This window comes from Leifsonia sp. RAF41, from assembly GCF_052114085.1.
Taxonomy (GTDB): Bacteria; Actinomycetota; Actinomycetes; order Actinomycetales; family Microbacteriaceae; genus Leifsonia.
Window position 1 is genome coordinate 2,270,623 of the sequence record NZ_JBFREB010000001.1, and the last position, 19,596, is coordinate 2,290,218.

Below are 19,596 nucleotides of genomic sequence, written 5' to 3' on the forward strand. Positions count from 1 at the left end.
GCGTAGTGCCGGCCGCGCTCAGAGCTGGTCGGGCTCCAGCCACTTCTCCGCGAGGTGGTCGGCGATCACGCGACGGGCGGTTCCGGACTTCGACCGCAGCACGATCGACTCCGTCCGGATGATCGGGCCCTTGCGGCGGACGCCTGCGACCAACTGTCCGTCGGTGACACCGGTCGCGACGAAGAAGGTGTTGTCACCCTTCACCAGGTCGTCCGCTCCGTGGATCTTCTCCATGTCCAGCCCGGCGGCGATGCCCTGCGCCCGCTCGGCGTCGTCCTTCGGCGCCAGCCGGGCCTGCATGAACCCGCCCAGCGCCTTGATCGCGCACGCCGTGGTGACGCCCTCCGGGCTGCCACCCACCCCGATGCACATGTCGATGTTCGACTCGTACCGGGCCGCGTTGATCCCGCCGGCGACGTCGCCATCCAGCATCAACCGGGTCCCGGCACCGGCCGCACGGATCTCCTCGATCAGCTCGGCATGTCGCGGCCGGTCCAGCACGGCCACCCGGATCTCCCCGACCGGCTTGCCCTTCGCCTTCGCCAGCTCACGGATGTTGTCGCCGACCGACTGCGACAGGTCGACCACGCCCCGGCCCTCGGCCCCGGTGACGATCTTCGACATGTAGAAGACGCTGGACGCGTCCAGCATCGTTCCGCGGTCGGAGACCGCGATCAGCGATACCGCGTTCTGGCGCCCCGCCGCGGTCAACGACGTGCCATCGATCGGGTCCACGGCGATGTCGACCGACGGCCCCCGGCCGTTACCGACATGCTCGCCGTTGAACAGCATGGGCGCGTTGTCCTTCTCGCCCTCGCCGATCACGATCACGCCGTCGAAGTTGACCGTCCCGAGGAACTTGCGCATCGCATCCACCGCCGCACCGTCGGCCGCGTTCTTCTCCCCGCGCCCGATCCAGGGGGTCGCCCGGATGGCTGCCGCCTCGGTCGCCCGCACCAGCTCCATCGCCAGGTTCCGGTCCGGATGGGTGAAGTGTGACGCGCTGTCGGTGCTGGTCATGATGGGTCCTCCCGGACGGATTCGTAACGTCGTCGATACCGGCACGCGGCGTCGCGGCCGGACGCTGCCAGTGTATCGGCCGACCCCCGCGCCGTCAGAGGGCTGTCGCGGTCTGCACGGACGTGCACGCAGCCGCGGCTGCCGCGTTGCCGCAGCCACGGCCTCCTCCGCACGCCTCGGTATGATGAGGGCGTTCGACATTCCCTTCCCTAGGAGCTGCAATGCCCATCGCCACGCCGGACCAGTACGCAGAGATGCTCGACAAAGCGAAGGCCGGCGGGTTTGCCTATCCTGCGTTCAACGTGTCGTCGTCGCAGACGATCAACGCCGTCCTGCAGGGCCTGACCGAGGCGGGCAGCGACGGCATCATCCAGGTCACCACCGGCGGCGCCGACTACTTCGCCGGTCAGACCGTGAAGGCCAGGGCCACCGGCGCGCTCGCGTTCGCCAAGTTCGCCACCGAGGTCGCCAAGAATTACCCGATCACCGTCGCCCTGCACACCGACCACTGCCCGAAGGACGCCCTCGACGGCTTCGTCCTCCCGCTGATCGCCGCCTCCGAGGAGGAGGTCCGGGCCGGCCGCAACCCGATCTTCCAGTCCCACATGTGGGACGGCTCGGCGGTGCCGCTCGACGAGAACCTCGAGATCGCACGGGACATGATCAAGCGCACGAAGGCGATCAACGCCATCCTCGAGGTCGAGATCGGTGTCGTCGGCGGCGAGGAGGACGGCGTCCAGCACGAGGGCTCGAACGAGGCCCTGTACACGACCCTCGCGGATGTCGAGAAGGCCGTCGAGGCTCTCGGCCTGGGCGAGAACGGCCGGTACATGGCCGCCCTCACCTTCGGCAACGTCCACGGCGTCTACAAGCCGGGCAACGTCAAGCTGCGCCCCGAACTCCTCAAGGAGATCCAGGACGGCCTGGCCGCCAAGTACGGCACCGGACCGAAGCCGCTCGACCTCGTCTTCCACGGTGGCTCCGGCTCCACCGACCAGGAGATCGCCGAGGCCGTCCGCAACGGTGTCGTGAAGATGAACATCGACACCGACACGCAGTACGCCTTCACCCGCAGCATCGCTGGCTACATGTTCGAGAACTACGACGGCGTCCTCAAGGTCGACGGCGAAGTCGGCAACAAGAAGGTCTACGACCCGCGCGCCTGGGGCAAGGTCGCCGAGTCCGGCATGGCCGCGCGCGTCATCGAGGCCACGCAGCAGCTCGGCTCGGCCGGTCACTCGGGCAAGTAGTCGCACGGGCGGCGGTCGCGTCACGCACCGCCGCCCGCACACCGCATCAGCACCAGCAAGGAGGCGGCCCGCGATGGCCGAGCAGGAACCGCAGCCGGACGACCGGCCGCGCCCGCAGTTCGGGGAGCTGGCTCCTCCCGGCTGGGTGTGGCATCCCCCGGCTGACGCCGACCGCCTGGACACCTCCCGGCCGCTGGAGCGGGAGGATGATGCGGTCCCGCCTCCCGCAGGGGCCCCGCTTTCCGGGATGCAGCCGCCGCACCAGGCGGCCCCGCCGCTGCACCCCGGCGAGCAGGCGCGCCGCGGCCAACCCGCGCCGACCTGGAACCTGACGCTCACCATCCTGCTCGCCGTCTTCGGGTTCTTCGGGATGTCGTACTCGATCGCGACCCTGCAGGCGATCCCCGCGTCTATGCAGCTCCTGCACAGCACGAACGGCCTCGGCGACTACACGCCCGCGCCGGTCGTCGGCACCCTGGTGCTGGTCGGCTCCATCATCATGGCCATCATCTGGGCCGTCTCAGCGGTGATCGCCGGTTGGATGCTCGCGAAGCGGCGCCTGGCGTTCTGGGTTCCCCTGGTCGCCGGCATCGTCGCGATGGTCGTGTTGCTGATCTTCGCTGGTGCCGTGCTCGCGACGGATCCGGTGCTGCTCGGCTTCTACAGTGGCACGACCACGCCTACGCAGACTCCCTAGGGTGCGACGCGCGGGGTGCGACGTCAGCGGCCGCGGCCGCCGATCGCCCGCGAATCCTGCTTGCCGGTGATGTCCTTGCGGAGCTCCTTGGGCAGGGAGAACATCAGGTCCTCCTCCGCCGTCTTGACCTGCTGCACGTCCAGGTAGCCGGCGCCTGCCAGGTCGTCGAGCACTTCCTGGACCAGGACTTCGGGAACGGATGCTCCACTGGTCACGCCGACGGACGAGACGCCGTCGAGCCACTCCTGCTTGATCTCGGTCGCGTAGTCGACCCGGTAGGCGGCCTTCGCGCCGTACTCGAGCGCGACCTCCACGAGGCGCACCGAGTTGGAGGAGTTGGCCGAGCCGACGACGATCACGAGTTCCGCCTGCTCGGCGACCTTCTTGATGGCGACCTGGCGGTTCTGGGTGGCGTAGCAGATGTCGTCGCTGGGCGGATCCTGCAGGTTGGGGAAGCGCTCGCGCAGGCGGCGAACCGTCTCCATCGTCTCGTCGACCGACAGCGTGGTCTGCGAGAGCCAGACCACCTTGTCCGGGTCGCGGACCTCGATCGAGTCGACATCGTCCGGCCCGTTGACGAGAGTCACATGGTCGGGCGCCTCACCCGCGGTGCCCTCGACCTCCTCGTGGCCCTCGTGGCCGATGAGCAGGATCTCGAAGTCGTCGCGCGCGAACCGCACGGCCTCGCGGTGCACCTTGGTCACGAGCGGGCACGTCGCATCGATCGCACGGAGCCCGCGCTCGGCCGCGGCGTTGACCACGGCCGGGGAGACGCCGTGCGCCGAGAAGACGACGTGGGCGCCCGGCGGCACCTCGTCGACCTCGTCGACGAAGATGGCGCCCTGCTGCTCCAGTTCGGAGACGACATGCACGTTGTGGACGATCTGCTTGCGCACGTAGACGGGGGCGCCGTAGAGGTCGAGCGCCTTCTCGACGGCGACAACCGCGCGGTCGACACCGGCGCAATAACCGCGGGGCGCGGCCAGCAGGACCTTCTTGTGTCCGACGACCGGGTTATCCTGAAGCCGTCGCCTGGCGCCGGGAATGCGCGGCATCGGGAGACTGATGGTTGCGTCGCTCACCCTTCGATCCTACGTGAGCCCGCTGAGCACGGAATGGGAGGGCGCGGTGAGCCAGACGACGGCGCAGCCGACAGTCGCCATGCAGGCGGCACCGCCGACCGCCGACGCTCCCTGGCCCGTCGCGCTGTTGAACAGCAAGATCAAGGGCTGGATCGAGCGCCTCGGCACCGCGTGGGTCGAAGGCGAGATCACCCAGTGGGGCACCTCGGGCGGAAACGTCTACGGCAAGCTGAAAGACCTCGACGAGGATGCGACGATCAGTTTCACGATCTGGTCGTCGGTCAAGGCGCGCATCCCCGCCGATCTGAAGCAGGGCGACCGCGTCGTCGCGGCGATCAAGCCGAACTTCTGGGTCAAGGGCGGAACCCTGACCATGCAGGTCTACGACATGAAGCACGTCGGCCTCGGCGATCTGCTCGAACGTCTGGAGCGCCTCCGGCAGCAGCTCTCGGCCGAGGGCCTGTTCGCCCCCGAGCGCAAGAAGCGCCTCCCGTTCCTCCCGCACACCATCGGTCTGGTGACCGGTAAAGACTCGGACGCCGAAAAGGATGTGCTCCGCAACGCGCAGCTGCGCTGGCCGCAGGTGCGGTTCCGCGTCGTCCACGCGGCGGTGCAGGGTGATCGGACGGTGCCGGAGGTGGTCGCCGCCATCCGGACGCTGGATGCGGACCCCGAGGTCGAGGTCATCATCGTCGCGCGCGGTGGCGGCGACTTCCAGAATCTCCTCGGCTTCAGCGACGAGAAGCTGGTGCGAGCCGCGGCGGCGTCCGGGACGCCGATCGTCAGCGCCATCGGCCACGAGGCCGACCGCCCCCTTCTCGACGAGGTCGCCGACCTGCGCGCATCCACGCCGACCGACGCGGCCAAGCGGGTCGTGCCGGATGTGGCGGAGGAACTCGCGCGCGTGCAGCAGGCGCGCGCCCGGATCGGCATGCGCGTCACGCACCTGATCGCCCACGAGATCGATCGGATCGGCCACCTGCGCACCCGGCCGGTCCTCGCGTCGCCCTCGTGGATCGTGGACGCGCGCGCCGAAGAGCTCACGCGCTACGTCGCTCGCGGCACCGAGCTGGTGGGTCGCTGCGTCGAGCGCGAGAGCACGCGGGTGGCGGAATTGCGCGGGCAGTTGCGGGCGTTGTCGCCGCAAGGCACGCTCGACCGCGGCTACGCGATCGTTCAGACCGGGGCCGGCCACGTGGTGACCGACCCCGCCGAGGCCCCGGAGGGCACGGCGCTCCGTCTGACGGTCTCGGGCGGCGCTCTCGGCGCCACGGCCGGTGCAGAAGTGTCCTCACCCGCCGGGCACACCGAGTCATCCACAACCGGGACCGGGCGGCCAGCGGGCGCACAGCAGGCCAAATAGAATGGATGCCATGCCCGACACCTCGACATCCCCGGCCGCGGATCCCCTCAGCGCCCTCAGCTATGAGGAGGCGCGCGACGAGTTGATCCGCGTGGTCACGGAACTCGAGCAGGGCGCCGCCACCCTGGAAGACTCGATCGCGCTGTGGGAGCGCGGCGAGGCACTCGCTCGGCGCTGCGAGGAGTGGCTGATCGGTGCTAAGGCGCGGCTCGATGCCGCACGCGCGGGCGCGCCCGGCGCATCCTCGACCTCGGGAGCGTTCGACGGCGAATGAGCCCCCGCAACAAACCACCGGCGGTCGTCGCTGAGCTCGGACGCCCGGAAACGCCCGAGGAGACCGCGGCCCGCAAGGCCGAGAACTCGGCGAACCACCGCAACCGTCAGACGATCAACAACCTCGTCTACTCACTCATCGCGACCGTCGCGCTGGTGGTCGTCATCGTGATCGTCGTACCGCGCGGCAACCCGACGGCCACCCAGCCCGCGGTCGACTACACGTCGATCGCACAGCAGGCGCAGGGTAGCGAACCCGACGCCTTCCTCGTCCCCAAGCTGCCGTCGAGCTGGAAGTCCAACAACGCCGAGCTGCGCACCAAGACTGCGGACAAGGTCGACTCCTGGTACATCGGACTGATCACGCCGAAGCAGCAGTTCATCGGGATCACCCAGGGGTTCGGTGCGAACGACAGCTGGGTCTCGGAGCAGGTCGATAAGTCCCGCATCAAGGGAACCCGCGATATCGACGGCGTGACGTGGGATGTCTACGACAACCGCTCGTCCGGCTCGAAGAACGGCAACGTCGACTACGCGCTCGTGACCCAGTCCGGCGACAGCACCGTCATCCTGTTCGGCACGGCCGACGACACCGAGTTCCGCACGGTAGCGTCGTCGCTCGCCGGTCAGATCCACTCACTCGGAGGAGACAAGTAGTGCCCACCACGCGCCCCGGAAAAGTCTGGACCGCCATGCTCGACGGCAACGCTCGCTTCGTCGCGGGCGAGCCGCAGCATCCGCATCAGGATGTGGAGCGCCGCACGACGGTCGCCGGAGGCCAGGAGCCCGTCGCCGCGATCTTCGGATGCTCCGACTCCCGGCTTTCGGCGGAGATCATCTTCGACATGGGGCTCGGAGACGCCTTCGTGGTGCGCAACGCCGGTCAGGTCGTCTCGGCGTCGGAGATCGGCTCGCTGGAGTACGCGGTGGCGGTGCTGAAGGTCCCGCTCATCCTGGTGCTCGGCCACGACAGCTGCGGCGCGGTCGCCGCGGCCATCGACTCGCAGGCGGAAGATGCAGACCCGCTCCCGCCGCACATCGCGCAGCTCATCGCCCCGATCGTCCCCGCCGTTCGTCGCGTCGCGGGCGACGGCGCAGTCGACCCCGCAGCGGTCGACGCCGGCGAGGTGGGTCGCGAGCACCTGCGCGACACCGTCGCCGAGCTGCTCGCGCAGTCCGAGATCATCTCTTCCGCGGTCGCCGAGAACACTCTCGCGATCGTCGGCGCCAACTACCGGCTCGCGGAGGGCCGGGTCGTCCCCGACGTCGTCGTCGGCCTGCGCGACTGACTCCCACTCCGCTAACAGAAAGGAAATACACACCGTGGTGGACACCCAGGCGGACGCCGAATACCGCATCGAGCACGACACGATGGGCGAGGTGCGCGTCCCCAAGTACGCCCTGTACAGCGCGCAGACGCAGCGCGCCGTCGAAAACTTCCCGATCTCGGGGTCGGTGCTCGAGCCCGCACAGATCGCGGCGCTCGCGCGCATCAAGAAGTCGGCTGCGCTGGCGAACGCCCGCCTCGGCGTGCTCGACCAGGATGTGGCGGACGCGATCGCCTCCGCCGCCGACGAGGTGGCGGCCGGTGCTCACGACGCCGAGTTCCCGATCGACGTCTACCAGACCGGATCCGGCACATCGTCGAACATGAACATGAACGAGGTGCTGGCGACGCTCGCGTCCGCCCGCCTCGGCCGTCCGGTGCACCCGAACGACCACGTCAACGCGTCGCAGTCGTCCAACGACGTCTTCCCGACGTCGGTGCACATCGCCGTCACCGGCGCGCTCACCGACGAGCTGATCCCCGCCCTCGACCACCTCTCGGTCGCGCTCGAAGAGAAGGCGGAACTGTGGGCGGAGGCCGTGAAGAGCGGACGCACGCACCTCATGGACGCGACGCCGGTCACCCTCGGCCAGGAGTTCGGCGGCTACGCCGCCCAGGTCCGCTACGGCATCGAGCGCATCCGCGCCGCCCTCCCCCGCGTTGCGGAGGTCCCGCTCGGCGGCACCGCGGTCGGCACCGGCATCAACACGCCGCTCGGCTTCCCGCAGCTCGTCATCGAACTGCTGACGCAGGAGACCGAGCTGCCGATCACCGAGGCGCGCAACCACTTCGAAGCGCAGGCCAACCGCGACGCGCTGGTGGAGGCATCCGGCGCCCTGCGCACGATCGCCGTCTCGCTGACGAAGATCTCCAACGACCTGCGCTGGATGGGCTCGGGCCCGAACACCGGTCTGGGCGAGTTGCGCATCCCTGACCTCCAGCCCGGCTCGTCGATCATGCCGGGCAAGGTCAACCCGGTCATCCCGGAGGCCGTGCTGATGGTCGCCGCCCGCGTGATCGGAAACGACGCGACGATCGCCTGGAGCGGTGCCTCGGGCCTCTTCGAGCTGAACGTCGCCATCCCGGTCATGGGCACCGCCCTGCTGGAGTCCATCCGCCTGCTGACCCAGGCCAGCCGGGTGCTCGCCGACAAGACCATCCGGGGCCTGGAGGCCAACCTCGAGCGCGCCCGCGCCTTCGCCGAGTCGAGCCCGTCGATCGTGACCCCGCTCAACCGCGTCATCGGTTATGAGGCCGCCGCGAAGGTCGCCAAGCACGCCGTGGCCCAGGGCATGACCGTCCGTGAGGCCGTCATCGACCTCGGCTTCGTCGAGCGCGGCGAGGTGACCCTCGAGCAGCTGGACGCCGCTCTCGACGTCCTCTCGATGACCCACCCCGGCTGACCCCTCCGCCGCTAGCCGCCGAGCACAGGAGATCGACGGACTGTTCCACGGCCGCGACTGGGAGCCGCGCCCGAGCTTCGTAGAGGATCCGCCCTCCAACGGTTCCTCGATTAATCAGCGTTCGCACGGCGTGTCACCGGATTAATCGAGGAACCGATGGATGGGGTCAGGCGAGCTCGTTGGCCTCGAGCATCTCGGTGACGAGCGCGGCGATCGCGGAACGCTCCGAGCGCGTCAGGGTGACGTGCGCGAAGAGCGGGTGGCCCTTGAGGGTCTCGATCACGCTGGCGACGCCGTCGTGGCGGCCGACGCGCAGGTTGTCGCGCTGAGCGACGTCGTGCGTCAGGACCACTCGCGAGTTCTGTCCGACCCGGCTCAGCACCGTGAGCAGCACGTTCCGCTCCAGCGACTGCGCCTCGTCGACGATCACGAACGCGTCGTGCAGCGACCGGCCGCGGATGTGCGTGAGCGGCAGCACCTCCAGGATGCCGCGGTCCAGCACCTCGTCCAGCACGTTCTGCGACACCAGCGCGCCGAGCGTGTCGAACACCGCCTGGCCCCACGGGTTCATCTTCTCGCTCGCGTCGCCGGGCAGGTAGCCGAGCTCCTGGCCGCCGACCGCGTACAGCGGGCGGAACACCATGATCTTCTTGTGCTGCCGGCGCTCCAGGACGGCCTCGAGTCCCGCGCAGAGCGCGAGCGCCGACTTGCCGGTTCCGGCCCGGCCGCCGAGCGAGAGGATGCCGATCTCCGGGTCGAGCAGCAGGTCGATCGCGAGGCGCTGCTCCGCCGAGCGTCCGTGCAGCCCGAAGACGTCGCGATCACCGCGCACCAGCTTGACCTCGCCCTCCGCCACCACGCGGCCGAGCGCCGAGCCGCGATCCGAGTGGATGACGAGCCCGGTGTTGATCGGAAGCCCGGCCGCCTGGTCGCTGCGCATCCACTCGTCGTCGTACAGCGCCGCCATCTGGTCGCTGCCGAGGCTGATGTCGGCCATCCCGGTCCACCCGGAGTCGACGACCTGCTCGTGCCGGTACTCCTCGGCGGCCAGGCCGATCGAGGCGGCCTTGACGCGGAGCGGGAGGTCCTTGGAGACGACCGTGACGTCGAGCCCGTCGTGCGACAGGTTGAGGGCGACCGCCAGAATCCGGGAGTCGTTGTCGCCGAGCTGCAGCCCGCTCGGGAGGACGGACATGTTGGAGTGATTGAGCTCGACCCGCAAGGAGCCACCGTCGCCGACGGGGATCGGGAAGTCGAGCCGCTCGTGCTGCACCCGCAGTTCGTCGAGGTTCCGCAGCGCCTGCCGCGCGAAGTACCCGATCTCGGGGTCGTTGCGCTTGCCCTCGAGTTCGCTGACGACGATCACGGGGATGACGACAGCGTGCTCCGCGAAACGGAAGATGGCCTTCGGATCGGAGAGGAGGACGGACGTGTCGAGCACATACGTGCGCTCATCCGTCTTCGCCGCCCCTGGTGCCGACTCGTTCGACCGGGTTGCTGCCTGTCGGGTTGTTGATTCCGCCACGACCACTCCCACCCCGCCGCTCCCTCGGGAGCCGGCGGATCTCACTGGCGAGACGGCCGCTGGTTTCGAAACGAACTTACGTGGCCGTCTCGATCGGGCGCGGTGCCCGATGGCTTGAAACTACGCCCGGCCGGCGGCCCTCCCCCGAGGCGTGGCCGCGTGTCGTGTTTCGTTCAGGTGAACATTCGCCCCCAGTTGTGGAGGTTGCCATCCACCGTCCGGCGAGACGCGTCCCTCAGGAGACGGATGCGTACGAGGTGAAGGCCGCCCGCACCATGTCGAGCGTCTCAGCAGTGGTCCCGGCGTGGACGCTGATGCGCGCGTTCGTCGCCCGCACCGTCGCCGTGACCCCGTGATTGAAGAGGGATGCGCCGAGCGCGGTCAGCTGCTCCGGCAGCGGTTCCAGCACGATGATCCCCGCCCGCTCGTTGGGGCTGCGCGACGAGGTGACCGGGACGGCGAACTCGTCGGCCAACTGGAGCACCTGTTCGACGTTGTCGGAGACGGCGGCCGCGACCGCATCCACCCCGACCTCGGCGACCTCTTCAAGGGCGGCCGCGAAACGCGCCTCGGCGACGAGGTCCGGGTTCGAGATCGAGAACGCCGCAGCGCCATGCACCGGCTCCCGCACCTCGTCCCAGGGCTGCTCCGGCCCGGAACCGGTCCACCCGCTGAAGACCGGCGTCAGGTGGTCGATCGCGCGCTCGCTGAGGGCGAGGAAGCCGGTGCCCCAGCCGGAGCGCATCCACTTCTGCCCACCGGAGACGACGACGTCGGCCACCTCCCACGGGGCGTCCACGACGCCGAAGCCCTGGATCGCATCCACGATCAGCAGGCGGTCCCCGATGACCTGGCGGATGCCGTCGATATCGGCGAGGTAGCCGGTGCGCGAGTCGACGAGGCTCACCATGACAGCGGCCGTGCTGTCGGTGAGCTGCTCCCGGATGCGCGCGGGCGTCACGCGGTCGTGGTCCGTCTCCAGCCACACCGGGGTGATCACGCGGAGTGCCTGGGCGGCGCGCTCAGCGGCGTACGTCAGCGACGGAAACTCGGCGAGCGACACGAGCACGTCGCCGCCGGTCAGGCCGAAGGCGGCGTGCAGCAGCCCGCTGGAGGCGTTCGGCTGGAAAACGACCTGGTCGGCCGGAAAACGCGTGAGCTCGCTGACCGCGTCACGTACCCGCTGGTCCTCCTGGCCCATCCGCGCAATCGTGCCGAACCGCGCCTTCGACAGGATCTCGCACTGTCCCGTGACCTCGGCGCGGACTGTCGCGGACAGCGGTCCGACCCGTCCATAGTCCAGATATCCGGGCTCTTCTCCGAACCCGCGGGCGAACTCCTCGATCGTCGTCACCCTCCGATTCTGGCCGACGCCGCCGAGCACAGGAAATCTGTTGCGGAAACGGTCGTCCAGCAACAGTCTTCCTGTGCTCGACGGCAGCCGCGGCGGACCCGAGGAGGGGGTGAGCGTCAGCCGCCGAAACGGCGCTGGCGGCGGGAGTAGTCCCGCACCGCGCGCAGGAAGTCGACCTCGCGCAGGTCGGGGCCGAGCGCCTCGACGAAGTAGAACTCGCTGTGCGCGCTCTGCCAGAGCATGAAATCGCTGAGCCGCTGCTCCCCCGAGGTGCGGATGACGAGGTCGGGATCGGGCTGGCCGCCGGTGTACAGGTGCTCGCCGATGAGGTCCGGCGTCAGGAGGTCGGCCAGCGTCTCCAGGCTGCCTCCGTCGGCCTGGTGCGCGGCCACGATGCTGCGCATCGCGTCGGTGATCTCCTTGCGACCGCCGTAGCCCACGGCGAGGTTGATGTGCATCCCGTGGTTGTCCGCGGTCCGCTTCTCAGCATCGGCGAGCGCCTCCACCAGCCGGACGGGCAGCGCAGCGGTGAGGCCCACGTGCTTCACCCGCCAGTCGCGGTAGTGGGACACGTCGTCGGCCAGCTGGGCGATGATCTCGATGAGGTCACCGAGCTCGCCGCTCTCGCGGTTCGTCAGGTTGTCCGAGGACAGCAGGTAGAGGGTGACGACCTCGATCCCGAGCTCGTCGCACCACTCCAGGAACTCACGCATCTTCGCCGCGCCCGCCCGGTGCCCGTGCGCCACGGTGGTGAGCCCCGCCTGGCGCGCCCAGCGCCGGTTCCCGTCGATGATCATCGCGACGTGCTTCGGCATGGCATCGCGGTTGAGAGCCCGGCGAAGACGCTTCTGATACAGCCCATAGAGCAGCCCGCTGGCCTCCAGCCGACCGCCCGGCGATGCGCTTCTGCTCACGCTGCTACGTTAGCGCCACCGTCCGGGAAGCGGCTCCCGGTGTCCGCTGCTCACAGCATCCGGGCACCCTCCTCCCGTACGCTTGTCGCATGTCGCCCCGCAACAGCACGGACCCCGCCCAACCGGACGGAGAGCGCGCCGGCGCGCGCGCGGGTGAGGATGTCGCGGAGCTCCTGCGGGAGCCGACGAGCGCACTCGACGCGTCCGACGCAGCCGTGCAGGCGGACGAGCGCGAAGCGCGCGACAGGGGCCAGGAGCTCCCGAACATCCCCCTGCTCGATGCCTCCCCCGCCGACCCGGGCGAGGTCAAGCCGACCTGGCGCGGATGGATCCACGCGGGCACCTTCCCGGTCACTGTCGTCTCCGGAATCGCTTTGATCTCACTCGCGCACGGTGCACCGGCCAAGTGGGCGTCCGCGGTCTTCATGGTGACCTCCATGCTGCTCTTCGGCAACTCCGCGCTCTACCACCGCTTCGACTGGCGACCGCGGATGAAGGTCCTGCTGAAGCGCATCGACCACGCCAACATCTTCCTGCTGATCGCGGGCACATACACGCCGCTTGCGGTGCTCGCCCTGCCGCCGAGCAAAGGCATCCTCCTGCTCTGCCTGGTGTGGGCCGGGGCGCTCCTCGGCATCGCCTTCCGGGTGTTCTGGATCAACGCCCCGCGCTGGCTGTACGTTCCGCTTTATGTGGCCCTCGGCTGGGCCGCAATGATGTACATCGTCGACCTGTTCAACGCGAACGCGGCGATGATGGTCCTTGTCATCGTGGGTGGCATCCTCTACACGATCGGCGCCGTCATCTACGGGATGAAGCGGCCCAACCCGTTCCCGGGGCGCTTCGGGTTCCACGAGATCTTCCATACGCTGACCGTGCTGGCGTTCCTGTGCCACTGGACGGCGGTGCTCCTGATCGCGATGGACCCGGCCTACAACGTCGGCTGACCCGCACCTCCGCGGCGCTCAGGTCGGCAGGGCGCGCCGCCCGGTCACCTGCTTCATGACGAGGGTGGACGACAGCTTGCGGACGCCCGGAAGAGCGCCGAGCGGCCCGTCGAACAGCTGCTGATAGCCGGTCAGATCGGCGGTGAGCACGCGCAGCATGTAGTCCGGGTCGCCGAACAGCCGCTCGGCCTGCACGATGTTCGGGATGGCGAGCACACCCTCCTCGAATGCGGTGACCGTGTCCGGGTCGGTGCGGGCGATGGTCACGAACACGATCGCCTCGAAGTCGAGACCGACGGCCGCCGGCGAGACGACCGCGCGGTACTGCTCGATGACGCCCGCGCTCTCCAGTTCGCGCACGCGACGGTGGCACGGGGACAGCGTCAGGCCGACCCGGGCGGCCAGGTCGGTGAGGCTCAGTCGGCCATCCTCCTGCAGTGCCGCAAGAATCTCTCGATCGATGGCATCCATGCGGGAGATTCTTCCACAATCAGTGCACAAAGACCCAGAAGTCGCAAGCACTTTCGGCCGCCGACGGCATAGCTTTCCGGTGACACGAACGGAAGGAGCGGCTATGGATCCGGCGCTCGTCATCGGCTTCTGGGCCGTTGCTGCCCTCCTCGTCTGCACGCCCGGCGCCGACTGGGCCTACGCCGTCACCGCGGGGCTCGGTGGTCGGGCGCTCCTGCCGTCGATCGGCGGCATCCTGTTCGGCTACCTGATGGTCGTGGTGGCCGTGGCGGTCGGACTAGGCGCGCTCGTCGCCGCCAACCCTCTGCTGCTGGATGCGCTCACCGTCGGCGGGGCGCTCTATCTGCTCTGGCTCGGGATCAGCGGTCTGGTCCGGTCTGCCGGGCCGGTGACCGCCCACTCGACCGAGACGGCGGCTTCACCGCTGACGTCGTTCCTGCGTGGTGCAGGCGTCAGCGGGTTCAACCCCAAGGGCCTTCTCGTGCTGGTTGCGCTCGTGCCGCAGTTCACCACGGCGAGCGGTGGATGGGCGCCGGCCGCGCAGATGCTGCTGCTCGGCGGACTGTTCGTGGCGACCTGCGCCGTCGTCTACCTGACCGTCGCGGTGCTCGCGCGGAAGCTGCTGGCAGCGCGGCCGCGAGGAACGATCGTGATGGCGCGCGTCTCCGCGATCGCCATGACGCTCATCGGGGTCGCGCTCCTGGCGGAGCGGGTGGCGCAGGGGCTGTAACCGGTGCGATCAGCGCGTCGGCGCGTCCGGCCCGTCGTCGGACCGGGCATCCGGCTCGCTCGTCAGCTCCGCATCCAACGTCTCGGCATCCAACTTCTCGGCGATCTCCGCGCGGTACCGCACGCGGCGGATGCGGCGCACCATGTCGAGCACGAGGAGCACCACGACCACGGCGAGCAGGAACGTGACGACGAATCCGAGCACGCCCGGGGTGACGGAGTCGTCGTCCGGCGTGCCGGAGGGGGCCGGAGTCGGAGTCGCGGCAAGCCAGACGGAGGCGCGGAGCAGGGCGTCCGCGATCACTCGGCCATCACCCCCGCGACGATGGCGGTCTCGGGCAGCTCGGCCGGCAGGCGGCGGGCGTCATCATTCACAGCTTTCTCTCCTAGTCTGGTCTCAGCCTACCGTCGCCCGGCGGCAGGCCCCTGAGCGGGAAGCGGAGCTGGATCGGCATGGCGGTGCACGCATGACGGCGACCCCGACGCTCGACACCCGCTACGGCCGCACGCGCGAGCGGAAGCGGCGCGACCGCTGGCTGCTGACCGGCGGCCTGGTGGCGCTGGTCGCCATCGTCACCGCCTGGGTGTTCTGGGCCGGCTGGGACAACGATCAGGCGAACCTCGAGACGACGGACACCGCTTTCACGATCCCGGACGACCACCACGTCGACATCTCCTTCTCGATCAACGCCCCTCCGGGGACGCCGGTGACGTGCGCCATACAGGCGCTCAACGAAGACTTCGCTATCGTGGGTTGGCGCATCGTCGAGTTGCCGGGATCCGACACGCGTCTGACCGCGTACAAGGAGTCGATCCGGACGATCATGACGCCCAACACGGGTTTGATCAACAGCTGCTGGCTGACCTAGTATTGTGCGGATACGCCCCGGCTGTGACCGGGGCGTCGACTTTAGAACCGGCTAAGAACCGGCACATCTGCCACTGCGCTCAACTGCGGTGGGTTCAGCTGCGGTGGCGACCGCCGCAGGCGCGAAGGAGTTTCATCATGTCTCAGGAGTCTCAGGTCTCGTTTCTGACCCAGGACGCGTACGACCGTCTGTCGGCCGAACTCGAGGAGCTCAGCGTCAACGGCCGCAACGAGATCGCGAAGCGCATCGAAGCAGCCCGCGAGGAGGGCGACCTCAAGGAGAACGGCGGCTACCACGCGGCCAAGGAGGAGCAGGGCAAGATCGAGGCCCGCATCGTCCAGCTGACCAACCTGCTGCGCAGCGCCACCGTCGGCGCCGCTCCCGAAAGCCACGGAGTGGTCGAGCCCGGCACCGTGATCACCGCGACCATCGCCGGCGACGAGAGCGTGTTCCTCATCGGCAACCGCGAGATCGCGTCCGGCACCGACCTTCCGGTGTACAGCGAGCAGAGCCCGCTCGGCTCCGCCATCCTCGGCCTCAAGGTCGGCGACAAGACCGAGTACACCGCCCCCAACGGCCGTCAGATCGCCGTGCAGGTCACCAAGGTCGAGACCTACACCGGCCAGTAGCCCGCGACCAGGCGGGGGCTAGTCGTCGTCGACGACGGGGTCGTAGCCGGCGGCGCGCAGGGCGTCGATGACGTGACGGCGGTGGTCGGTACCGCGGGTCTCGACGCTGACGTCGAGCTCCACCTGGCTGAGCTGGATTCCGCGCCCGTGCCGGGTGTGCAGCACCTCGACCACGTTGGCGTTGACTCCGGCGAGGATCTCCGCGATCCGCGCGAGCTGGCCGGGCCGGTCGGGCATCATGATCGTGAGCTTGAGGTAGCGGTCGGAGGCGGCGAGCCCCTGGCTGATCACCCGCTGCATCAGGAGCGGGTCGATGTTGCCGCCGGAGAGGATGGCGACGGTGGTGCCGTCGGCCGGAACCGCCCCGGCGAGGATGGCTGCAACGCCCGCCGCACCGGCCGGCTCCACGACGAGCTTCGCCCGTTCGAGGAGCACGACCATCGCCCGCGCGATGTCGTCTTCGGACACCGTGACGACCTGGTCGACCGCGTCGCGGATGATCTCGAAGTTCAGCGCGCCCGGCCTGCTGACGGCGATGCCGTCCGCGATGGTCGCAACGAGCGAGATGTCCGTCGGCTCCCCCGCGGCGAGCGAGGGCGGGTAGGAGGCCGCGTTCGCCGCCTGCACGCCGATCACGCGCACTTGCCTCCCGTCGAGGGCGGCTCGCTGCTTGACCGCGCTGGCGACGCCCGAGATGAGCCCGCCGCCGCCGATCGGCACGACGATGGTTCGCACATCCGGAACCGACTCGAGGATTTCGAGGCCCAGCGTGCCTTGACCGGCCACCACATCCCGGTGATCGAAGGGAGGGATGAGGACCGCGCCCGTGTCAGCGGCGAAGTCGGCGGCCGCACGCAGCGTCTCGTCGACGTAGCTGCCGCTGAGCACGACATCCGCCCCATAGGCGCGGGTCGCCTGGAACTTGGGGATGGCCACACCCACCGGCATGAAGATCGTCGCGTGGATGCCGAGCTCTCGCGCCGCGAAGGCCACGCCCTGCGCGTGGTTGCCGGCCGACGCCGCGACGACTCCGCGCGCCCGCTCCTCGGCGGTCAGCTTCGACATCCGGTTGTAGGCGCCGCGGATCTTGTACGAGCCGGTGCGCTGCAGGTTCTCGCACTTGAGCAGCACCGGAGCGCCGAGCAGTTCGGTGAGGTACCGCGAGCTTTCGATCGGCGTCGGCTGCGCTACCGTGGCGACGATCGCGCGCGCAGCCTCGAACTCGTCCAGGCCGGGGCCGGCGAACGGGGTCCGCGTGTGATCCGTCGCGATTTCCACGGGGCCAGCTTAGCGGCGGTCGTATTCTCCGCACCGCATGGAACGACCGGTCACCCCTTCTCCGGTGGCCTCCGCACGGGTCGAGGGACGGTCTCCCAGATGGGGCGGTCGGGTTCGTCCCACGCCGTGACCGCGGGTGCAGAGCGCCAGACTCCGCTCGAGATGTAGTGCACCATCACGTTGAGCACCGCGACGAACGGCACGGCGAAGAGGGCGCCGGGGATGCCCGCGAGCAGCGATCCGGCAGCCACGGCCAGCACGACGGCGAGCGGGTGCACCTTCACGGCGCTGCCCATGATCAGCGGCTGAAGGATGTGTCCCTCGATCTGCTGCACGAGGAGTACGACGCCGAGCATGATCAGCGCGAACACCCATCCTTTGAAGACCAGGGCGATGAAGATCGCGAGCGCGCCGGTGACCACGGCTCCAACGACCGGAATGAACGAACCGAGGAAGACGAACACCGCGATCGGGATGACCAGCGGCAGCCCGAGGAAGAAGGCTCCGAGGCCGATGCCGAGCGCATCGATCGAAGCGACAAGGACCTGCACCTTGGCGAAGTTCCGGAGTGTCACCCATCCGGCCTTGCCGGCACCGTCGATGGCGGCACGGGACCGCTTGGGGAACACCCGGACGATCCAGCCCCAGATGCTCTTGCCGTCGATGAGGATGAAGATCGTGCTGAACAGCACCAGCAGCGCGCCGGCGAAGACGTGCCCGAGCGTGGACCCGACCGACAGCGCACCGGAGAGGAAGACCTGGCCGTCCTGCTGGATCGACTTCCCGATCGACGAGAACGCGTTGCCGATCTGATCGTGGCTGAGGCCGAGCGGCCCGGTGGTGAGCCAGTCCTGGAGCCCGTTGAAGGCGGTGACCGACTGCTGCCGGAGCTGCCCGCTCTGCCGGGTCACCTGCCAGATCGCGAGGTAGAACAGGCCGCCGACCACGATGACGAGAGTGATCAGCACCACGAGGATGGACAGCCACTTGGGCCAGCGGTGGCGGATCAGGAAGTCCTTGAACGGGACCAGCAGCCCGGCCAGCAGAACCGCGATCAGCACCGGGATGACGATCAGCTTGAGCTGGATGATCAGGAAGATGACCACGGCGATGACGGCCCCGACGACCAGCAGACGCCAGGACCACGCGCCGGCGATCCGCATCCCGCGCGGGAGGGCTTCGTCGACGGCCTCGACGGGCTCACCGAGGGCGCGGCCGCGGCGCTGGAACCAGGAGCGTGCGGGGGCTCGGTTCTCCGCTGGTCCGGGTCCGGGGCCGGGCGCAGGGGCGGGCGGCGGGACGGGGCGGTCGGTGTCTGGCATGCCCGTCAGTGTAGGCCGGGGCGACCCCCGGTCAACGACACCCGCGCATTGCGGCCAGCCCCTTCCCAGGCAGCGCCACGCGGCTACCGCGGCGCGACCGTCACCGGCGAACCGCTTAGCGCCACCGACACCCGCTCGCCCGGCTCGGGCCGCTCGCGCGTGCCGTGCTGCACGGCCAGCTCACTGCCGTCCTCCAGACGGACGCGTGTGCGGCGCAGCGCCCCGAGGAAGCTCGTGGTGAGGACCACCGCCGGGAGGCCGTCCGCTGCGAGCAGCACGTCCTCCGGCCGCAGGTAGGCCGTGACCGGGCCGTCGGCAACGGGCGACGCGAGCGGCACCTCCTGACCGAGCACTCGCACACGGCCGTCGGCGACCGTGCCCTCCAGGCGGTTCGTCAGTCCCACGAACTCGGCGACGAACGCGCTCGCCGGGCGGTGGTACAGCTCCTCGGGGCTGCCGATCTGCTCGATCCGGCCCGCTCGCATCACGGCGACGCGGTCGGCGACGGCGAGCGCCTCCTCCTGGTCGTGCGTCACGAAGAACGTGGTGATGCCGAGCGCCGTCTGGATGCGGCGGATCTCATCCCGCAACTGAACGCGAACCTTCGCGTCGAGTGCCGACAGCGGCTCGTCGAGCAGCAGCACGCGCGGCTCCGTGACGAGAGCGCGGGCGAGGGCGACGCGCTGCTGCTGACCGCCGGAGAGCTGGTGGGCGTACCGGTCCGCGTGGTGGTCGAGCCCGACGAGTTCGAGGGCTGCGGCGGCGCGGCGGCGGCGCTCCCCCGGGGCGACCTTCCGCATCCGCAGACCGAACTCGACATTCTGGCCGGACGTCAGGTGCGGAAACAGCGAGTACGACTGGAACACCATCCCCAGGTCGCGGCGGTTGGTGGGCTCGTCGGTCACATCCCGGCCGTCGATGAGGATGCTGCCGCTGTCGACCCGTTCGAGTCCGGCGAGCGAGCGCAACGCGGTGGTCTTGCCGCAGCCGCTCGGGCCGAGCAGCGCGATGAGCTCGCCCGGCGCGGCCGCCAGGTCGAAGCCGGACAGCCCGGCTCCGCCGCCGAAGTCGCGGACGAGCTCGCGCAGCTCGACGGTGGACCCGGTACGGGAGGAGAGCACGGGGGAATCGAGGGCGGTCATG

The 19,596-nt window shown here is 69.4% G+C and carries 21 protein-coding genes; 11 read left to right on the forward strand and 10 right to left on the reverse strand.

What is annotated here, in order from left to right; genetic code table 11:
- Positions 1–18: 18 nt before the first annotated feature.
- The gene (glpX, locus tag AB4Y74_RS10930) at positions 19–1,020 is read right to left on the reverse strand and encodes a class II fructose-bisphosphatase (protein ID WP_441799110.1); all 1,002 of its coding nucleotides are present in this window, start codon (positions 1,018–1,020) and stop codon (positions 19–21) included.
- A 221-nt stretch (positions 1,021–1,241) separates the two neighbouring features.
- Between glpX and fbaA the strand changes: the two genes are divergently transcribed.
- Both fbaA and AB4Y74_RS10940 read left to right on the forward strand, forming a co-directional pair.
- Positions 1,242–2,270: a class II fructose-bisphosphate aldolase gene (gene fbaA / locus AB4Y74_RS10935; protein WP_441799111.1), complete on the forward strand. Its 1,029-nt coding sequence runs from the start codon at positions 1,242–1,244 to the stop codon at positions 2,268–2,270.
- A 73-nt stretch (positions 2,271–2,343) separates the two neighbouring features.
- Positions 2,344–2,967, forward strand: coding sequence for a DUF6264 family protein (locus AB4Y74_RS10940; protein ID WP_441799112.1), 624 nt, complete (start codon positions 2,344–2,346; stop codon positions 2,965–2,967).
- 23 nt (positions 2,968–2,990) lie between these two features.
- Here the strand turns inward: AB4Y74_RS10940 and AB4Y74_RS10945 are convergent, their stop codons facing one another.
- Positions 2,991–4,022, reverse strand: coding sequence for a 4-hydroxy-3-methylbut-2-enyl diphosphate reductase (locus AB4Y74_RS10945; protein WP_441800439.1), 1,032 nt, complete (start codon positions 4,020–4,022; stop codon positions 2,991–2,993).
- Between the two features lie 106 nt (positions 4,023–4,128).
- Between AB4Y74_RS10945 and xseA the strand changes: the two genes are divergently transcribed.
- The 5 genes from xseA to AB4Y74_RS10970 are packed head-to-tail and all read left to right on the forward strand — an operon-like array spanning position 4,129 to position 8,415.
- The gene (gene xseA / locus AB4Y74_RS10950) at positions 4,129–5,412 is read left to right on the forward strand and encodes an exodeoxyribonuclease VII large subunit (RefSeq protein WP_441800440.1); all 1,284 of its coding nucleotides are present in this window, start codon (positions 4,129–4,131) and stop codon (positions 5,410–5,412) included.
- Between the two features lies 1 nt (position 5,413).
- A complete protein-coding gene (locus AB4Y74_RS10955) occupies positions 5,414–5,686 on the forward strand; it encodes an exodeoxyribonuclease VII small subunit (RefSeq protein ID WP_441799113.1) in 273 nt (90 codons plus the stop codon).
- The gene (locus AB4Y74_RS10960; protein ID WP_441799114.1) at positions 5,683–6,342 is read left to right on the forward strand and encodes a DUF4245 domain-containing protein; all 660 of its coding nucleotides are present in this window, start codon (positions 5,683–5,685) and stop codon (positions 6,340–6,342) included. Before AB4Y74_RS10955 ends, AB4Y74_RS10960 begins: the two co-directional genes overlap by 4 nt.
- Positions 6,343–6,377: 35 nt before the next feature.
- Positions 6,378–6,974 (forward strand): carbonic anhydrase, encoded by a 597-nt coding sequence (locus AB4Y74_RS10965; protein WP_441800441.1) that lies wholly within the window; start codon positions 6,378–6,380, stop codon positions 6,972–6,974.
- A 34-nt stretch (positions 6,975–7,008) separates the two neighbouring features.
- Entirely contained in the window at positions 7,009–8,415 is a 1,407-nt protein-coding gene (locus AB4Y74_RS10970) for a class II fumarate hydratase (RefSeq protein ID WP_441799115.1), read from the forward strand.
- Between the two features lie 166 nt (positions 8,416–8,581).
- On the opposite strand, the gene AB4Y74_RS10975 is transcribed toward AB4Y74_RS10970, so the two are convergent.
- From AB4Y74_RS10975 to AB4Y74_RS10985, 3 genes are all read right to left on the reverse strand, one after another.
- Positions 8,582–9,946 (reverse strand): PhoH family protein, encoded by a 1,365-nt coding sequence (locus AB4Y74_RS10975; RefSeq protein WP_441800442.1) that lies wholly within the window; start codon positions 9,944–9,946, stop codon positions 8,582–8,584.
- 229 nt (positions 9,947–10,175) lie between these two features.
- The gene (locus AB4Y74_RS10980; RefSeq protein WP_441799116.1) at positions 10,176–11,294 is read right to left on the reverse strand and encodes an aminotransferase class V-fold PLP-dependent enzyme; all 1,119 of its coding nucleotides are present in this window, start codon (positions 11,292–11,294) and stop codon (positions 10,176–10,178) included.
- Between the two features lie 116 nt (positions 11,295–11,410).
- The gene (locus tag AB4Y74_RS10985; RefSeq protein WP_441799117.1) at positions 11,411–12,208 is read right to left on the reverse strand and encodes an isoprenyl transferase; all 798 of its coding nucleotides are present in this window, start codon (positions 12,206–12,208) and stop codon (positions 11,411–11,413) included.
- An 89-nt stretch (positions 12,209–12,297) separates the two neighbouring features.
- On the opposite strand from AB4Y74_RS10985, the gene trhA reads away from it, so the two are divergent.
- Complete coding sequence (trhA, locus tag AB4Y74_RS10990) at positions 12,298–13,155, forward strand: PAQR family membrane homeostasis protein TrhA (protein WP_441799118.1); 858 nt, start codon at positions 12,298–12,300, stop codon at positions 13,153–13,155.
- Positions 13,156–13,173: 18 nt separating this feature from the next.
- Here trhA and AB4Y74_RS10995 read toward each other — a convergent pair whose 3' ends face one another.
- Positions 13,174–13,626: an Lrp/AsnC family transcriptional regulator gene (locus tag AB4Y74_RS10995; protein WP_441799119.1), complete on the reverse strand. Its 453-nt coding sequence runs from the start codon at positions 13,624–13,626 to the stop codon at positions 13,174–13,176.
- A gap of 103 nt (positions 13,627–13,729) precedes the next feature.
- On the opposite strand from AB4Y74_RS10995, the gene AB4Y74_RS11000 reads away from it, so the two are divergent.
- Entirely contained in the window at positions 13,730–14,356 is a 627-nt protein-coding gene (locus AB4Y74_RS11000; RefSeq protein ID WP_441799120.1) for a LysE family translocator, read from the forward strand.
- Positions 14,357–14,365: 9 nt separating this feature from the next.
- On the opposite strand, the gene AB4Y74_RS11005 is transcribed toward AB4Y74_RS11000, so the two are convergent.
- Positions 14,366–14,659, reverse strand: a complete 294-nt coding sequence (locus AB4Y74_RS11005) for a hypothetical protein (protein WP_441799121.1) — start codon at positions 14,657–14,659, stop codon at positions 14,366–14,368.
- Between the two features lie 163 nt (positions 14,660–14,822).
- On the opposite strand from AB4Y74_RS11005, the gene AB4Y74_RS11010 reads away from it, so the two are divergent.
- The gene (locus tag AB4Y74_RS11010) at positions 14,823–15,224 is read left to right on the forward strand and encodes a DUF4307 domain-containing protein (protein WP_441799122.1); all 402 of its coding nucleotides are present in this window, start codon (positions 14,823–14,825) and stop codon (positions 15,222–15,224) included.
- 137 nt (positions 15,225–15,361) lie between these two features.
- Positions 15,362–15,853 carry a transcription elongation factor GreA gene (gene greA / locus AB4Y74_RS11015; RefSeq protein ID WP_441799123.1) on the forward strand — a complete coding sequence of 164 codons (492 nt, stop codon included), beginning with the start codon at positions 15,362–15,364 and terminating at the stop codon, positions 15,851–15,853.
- Positions 15,854–15,871: 18 nt separating this feature from the next.
- Here the strand turns inward: greA and ilvA are convergent, their stop codons facing one another.
- The 3 genes from ilvA to AB4Y74_RS11030 form a co-directional block, all read right to left on the reverse strand.
- Positions 15,872–17,131 (reverse strand): threonine ammonia-lyase, encoded by a 1,260-nt coding sequence (ilvA, locus tag AB4Y74_RS11020; RefSeq protein ID WP_441799124.1) that lies wholly within the window; start codon positions 17,129–17,131, stop codon positions 15,872–15,874.
- 50 nt (positions 17,132–17,181) lie between these two features.
- Positions 17,182–18,453, reverse strand: coding sequence for an AI-2E family transporter (locus AB4Y74_RS11025; RefSeq protein WP_441799125.1), 1,272 nt, complete (start codon positions 18,451–18,453; stop codon positions 17,182–17,184).
- Positions 18,454–18,536: 83 nt separating this feature from the next.
- A complete protein-coding gene (locus tag AB4Y74_RS11030; protein ID WP_441799126.1) occupies positions 18,537–19,595 on the reverse strand; it encodes an ABC transporter ATP-binding protein in 1,059 nt (352 codons plus the stop codon).
- Position 19,596: the final 1 nt, after the last annotated feature.